Source organism: Bacteroidales bacterium (assembly GCA_021157585.1).
GTDB lineage: Bacteria > Bacteroidota > Bacteroidia > Bacteroidales > UBA12170 > UBA12170.
The window spans coordinates 1-3,356 of record JAGGWH010000021.1 but is presented as its reverse complement, the minus strand read 5'-3'; the positions used below and the strand labels follow the sequence as shown (position 1 = coordinate 3,356).

3 protein-coding genes are annotated in these 3,356 nt (G+C 36.1%); all 3 read left to right on the top strand.

Annotated elements, in window-relative coordinates; all coding sequences use genetic code 11:
- Positions 1-1,965: BamA/TamA family outer membrane protein (locus J7K39_00995; GenBank protein ID MCD6178456.1), on the top strand; the 1,965-nt coding region annotated here is incomplete at its 5' end.
- A 4-nt stretch (positions 1,966-1,969) separates the two neighbouring features.
- Positions 1,970-2,596: a phosphoglycerate mutase family protein gene (locus J7K39_00990; protein ID MCD6178455.1), complete on the top strand. Its 627-nt coding sequence runs from the start codon at positions 1,970-1,972 to the stop codon at positions 2,594-2,596.
- A 9-nt stretch (positions 2,597-2,605) separates the two neighbouring features.
- Positions 2,606-3,356 (top strand): SdiA-regulated domain-containing protein (locus J7K39_00985; protein MCD6178454.1); only part of this gene is annotated, 751 nt, incomplete at its 3' end.

The window sequence follows — 3,356 nt, the reverse complement described above, 5'->3', positions numbered from 1 at the left end:
TCAGATGCAATTATCAGAGCTCGGGTATTTGACATTCTCCTAAACGATTGGGACAGACACGATGACCAATGGCGTTGGGCAAGTTTTAAAAATAAGGGAAAAACAATTTATAAACCCATCCCACGAGATCGTGATCAGGCTTTCTTTGTCAATGAAGGTCTGCTTCCATGGATAGCTTCAAGAAAATGGATTATGCCTAAATTTCAAGATTTTGATGAATATAATGAAAATGTTGCAGGCCAATATTCATTCAAAACTCGTTATTTCGACCAAACATTCTTGATTTATAAGCCTTGGTCCGATTGGAAAGTACAAATAGATTCTCTTAAAGTTTTATTAAATCCTGAAAGTATTGATAAAGTAGTTTTAAGCTTTCCAAAAGAAGTTCAACCGCTTTGTGCAAACCGGACAGCAGAAGTTTTAAAAGCCAGACTCCAGAATTTAGAGCCAATGGCCAAACAATTGTATTTGTCGCTTGCTAAAGAAGTGGATGTAACCGGAACTAACGAGAAAGATATTTTTGAAGTTGATATTTTGAGTGATACTACAATTCATATCATTGCTTATCATCTAAAAAAGAAAAATAAGAAAGGTGCTGAAATCTATAACCGGGTCTTTTATGCTTCTGAAACAAAGAAAATCCGTCTATATGGTTTTGATAAAAAAGATCGTTTCCTTGTAAAAGGAGGTGAGCAAAGCAAAATTGAACTGAGTATAATTGGAGGAGGAGATAAGGATGAAGTTGTTTTTGAAGGAATAACAGTCCCTCGTTTTATATCTATCTATGATCTTGGGAATGCTGGCTTATCTTTGCCAGTAAAAAAACGTATTCGGAGAAACTACGATAAAGAGGAAATAAAATACAATCGAGAGGCTTTTGAAAGGGATATTACTTCTCCCGCTTTGTTTCTCGGGTATAATCAGGATGATGGTCTGTTTTTAGGTGGCGGAGCCGATATCAAAAAATACTCCCGTTTTCATCAGCAGAAATATGAATTCCTTGCTAATTACGGATTCTCAACAAATGCTGTCAATCTTCATTTTGAAGGAAAAAGAATAAATCGTTTAAAACGTATAGAATTTGATTTTGTAGCCGACTTTAAATCGCCAACCTATATAAATAACTATTTTGGGATGGGAAACGAAACGGTTTGGCTTGTCGATAAATCGGAGAAAGAGTATTACCGCTTGCGAATGGGTGAATATTATGGAAAAGCAGATTTTATAAAATTGCTTGATAAAAATGGAGCTCATAAATTGGGACTTGGAATGTTTTATAAAAATACGGAAGTAGAAGCTACGGCAGACCGCTTTATTTCAGATTTCGAATTGAATGATCTTAATCCGAGTACATTGCTACCACATTCTTTTGCTGGGCTTAGTTTTAAGTACGAAATGAATACGATGCTTTCAGAGAACAGGAAAAATGAAACGGAATTTTTTGGAAGTAATATGTTTCCAACGCACGGAATGCAGTTAAACACAGAGCTTACTCATTTCATGGGATTGAATGACGATTCTCCGGATTTTACAAAAATAGCAGGCGAATGGTCATCTTATTTTAGTTTCTCGCAACGTCCGCGTATTGTTTATGCAGTTCGACTTGGAGGTGAAAAGATTTTTGGGGATTATGTATTTACCGAAGCTGCTAAACTTGGACAAAGGGAAAACCTGAGAGGCTTTCGCCTCACACGTTTTTATGGAGATGCCAGTTTTTATCTGAATACGGAAATCCGAATTCGTGCTAAACAATTTAACACTTACGTTTTAAACGGTACCGCTGGTTTGTTATTATTTAATGATGTGGGTCGCGTATGGCTTGATGGGGAAAGTTCCTCCCGTTGGCACGATGGCTATGGAATAGGCTTTTGGATTTCTCCTTTTGATATGGCTGTATTAACCATTTCCTATGCGAGAAGTAGCGAAGACAATTTGGTTAATTTTACTTTAAAGTATCAATTTTAAGCCTATGACTAGATTTTACTTTTTTCTACTTTTCATTTTTATTTCATTTCAGACCTTTGCAGGCTCAAAAATATATCTTATCAGGCATGCCACTGTCGATATTGAAAAGCCCGGATGGTGCAGTGCAAAGAGGGCAAAGGCTTATAAAGAAGCATATAATCTTGCTCTTATTCAAATGTTCGATCCTAAGCCGGTACTCGATAAAATTGATCGCCCAGACGAAATTGATACCGTATTTTGTAGTCCGCAATTCCGTGCTATCCAAACCGCTGATGTCCTTTTTGATGCGCAAGTGATTAGAAGAATTGATACAAATCTAATGGAGTTTGATTATCCTGTGAGCCGGATTCCACTGATACGAATGCCACTAAAAGTTTGGCTTGCTACATCTCTAGTCTCATGGATGATAGGAAAAAGTATACCTAAAAAACCAAGCTACCGCCAGCGGAAGAGTGATCTTAAAATCTTTGTTGATGAGCTAATAGACTATGCTGAGAAACATGGCCAAACTGTTGTTATTGCCCACGGAATGCTTAATCGTGAGTTGATTCGAATCCTCAAGAAAAGAGGTTGGGAGTTTGAAAATAAGGATGGATTAGGAAATTTATCTGTAAATTGCCTAGTGAAATAAGTGCTGCATATGCCTAAACAGAATTTTAATAGATTGATTTTTCTTTTCCTTTTAAACCCTTTATTTTGGGGACTTACGTCCTGTGATCTTATTGAAGAAGAAAAGAAGAATTTGACTAATGAGTACGATGAACCTCCCGGTTTTTTATATGATTTAGCACATCCTGATACCGTTTATCAGTTGCCTGACTACCTCAAAGAGATTTCAGGAATCTCTTATTTTAAGAAAGATAGAATTGCTTGTATACAAGACGAAAAGGCCAATATCTATATCTTTGATACACAAAAGGGAGAAGTAATCTTAAAATTTGACTTTGGGAAAAATGGCGATTATGAAGATGTCGCAATTGTGAAAGATGATGCTTACGTACTGCGAAGTGATGGTACACTATTTGAAGTCAGAAATTTTGAAACAAATCCAAAAAAAGCAAAAAAAATTAAAACGCCTCTCAGTCAGAAGAATAATACCGAGGGTTTATTTTACGATGAGGATAATAACTCTCTTTTGATTGCTTGCAAAAACTCACCTTCTATTGGGAAAGAAAAATTATATACAGGTTTTAAAACCATTTATAGATTTGATTTGGAACTTAAGACTTTGCTTGAAAAACCAGCTTATTTGATCGATTTCTCTAAAATAGATAGTACGAAAGCGATAGGCTCTATTACAGAATTATTTACAAGAGCTGCTGTAAAGCTAAAGCTAAGCGATGGAAGTGGTTTTCATCCGTCTGCTCTTGCGATTCCTCCTTTCGATAGGG

Bases quoted from the DNA above. Each gene is read 5' to 3' on its own strand.
- J7K39_00990 (MCD6178455.1), top strand. From the start codon at position 1,970: ATGACTAGATTTTACTTTTTTCTACTTTTCATTTTTATTTCATTTCAG.